Below are 1,276 nucleotides of genomic sequence, written 5' to 3'. Positions count from 1 at the left end.
AGATAGCTTCCAGCCTTGTAGCCCGTGTCGCAATCCATTCGACCTTACGCGCCCATAATTTCATTAAACGTTTATTAGTGAGTAACTGAACATGAGCAGCATGGTCGTTGGCGCTGACATCGCCAAAAACGTCATTCAGCTTCACTATGTTGATACTGAAACCGGAGAAGTGATCAACAAGGCGGTTAAACGCACCTCGTTTCTGAGCTTCTTTCAGAACCGGAAACCCTGTTTAGTCGGCATGGAGGCCAGCGGAGGAGCACATCACTGGGCCCGGCAACTGAGTCTTCTGGGACATCAGGTCAAGCTGATGCCCGGCGCCTATGTGAAAGCATTCAACATACGAAACAAAAATGATATGGCAGATGCTGAAGCAATCTGGCGCGCTGCTCAGCAGCCGGGTAAAACCGTGGCGGTGAAAACGGAAGCGCAGCAGGCGATGCTGGCACTTCACAGAGTGCGATTTCTCCTCGTTAAATCAAGGCAGATGCAGGTCAATGAACTGCACGGATTGTTGGCTGAATATGGCGAAGTGATGCGCAAAGGCAGAGCGAGCCTTTTCAGCAGCTTGCCTGACATTCTGGTGCGTCTGGAGGAGAGATTGCCTGCTGAACTCATTGAAACTCTGCGTGAACAGCTCGCGGAAATTGAACGCCTTGAGCATCGAATCTCGGCGCTGGAGCGGCGAATCAAATCGCTAAGCAAAGATGATCCCGGGGTAAGAGCGATCAGCGATATTCCCGGCGTTGGTTTTCTGACAGCAACAGCGGCCATTGCAGCAATGGGAAGCGCCGGTGCATTTCGTTCCGGCCGGGAGTTTGCGGCCTGGATAGGTCTGGTCCCAAGACAAACCGGTACAGGCGGCAAAGTGGTACTGAAGGGCATCAGCAAGCGAGGTGATAAATACCTGCGTAAGCTACTGATTAACGGTGCGCACAGCGTTATCCAGAATGCTAACGAACCGGGGGCATGGGTAACCAACCTTCTCAAGAGACGGACAGTAAACGTTGCATCAGTCGCACTGGCCAACAAAATGGCCAGAACCATATGGGCAGTTCTGGCACACAATAAGCCGTATATCAAAGCACCGCCGGAAACGGTGCAGCATTGAAGAATTCAAGATCAGTAAGTCTCCTGCGATTGCGCGGGTAGTTGTAAGTAATGACATGACAGGTCAGACCGGGGCGCACTAAACCTGAAAAAAGTATCGAACTGCGGGTTCGTAAAGGTAATGAGGCGTGCGCCAGCGGAATTCATTAGGGCCCGCGACAGCTCA

At 52.1% G+C, this 1,276-nt stretch carries 1 protein-coding gene; it reads left to right on the top strand.

The features are described 5' to 3' along the window. The first annotated feature begins 91 nt into the window (after positions 1 to 91). Positions 92 to 1,111 (top strand): IS110 family transposase, encoded by a 1,020-nt coding sequence (locus IAE30_RS29820; RefSeq protein ID WP_200539534.1) that lies wholly within the window; start codon positions 92 to 94, stop codon positions 1,109 to 1,111. Positions 1,112 to 1,276: the final 165 nt, after the last annotated feature.

The organism is Pantoea sp. S61, assembly GCF_016625145.1.
Taxonomy (GTDB): Bacteria; Pseudomonadota; Gammaproteobacteria; order Enterobacterales; family Enterobacteriaceae; genus Pantoea; species Pantoea rwandensis_B.
Note: the sequence above shows the minus strand (reverse complement) of the source record. Positions and strands in the feature narration are given on the sequence as shown.

What these genes read in the sequence shown, in the direction of transcription:
- IAE30_RS29820 (WP_200539534.1), top strand. Translation starts at nt 92, where the DNA reads ATGAGCAGCATGGTCGTTGGCGCTGACATCGCCAAAAACGTCATTCAG.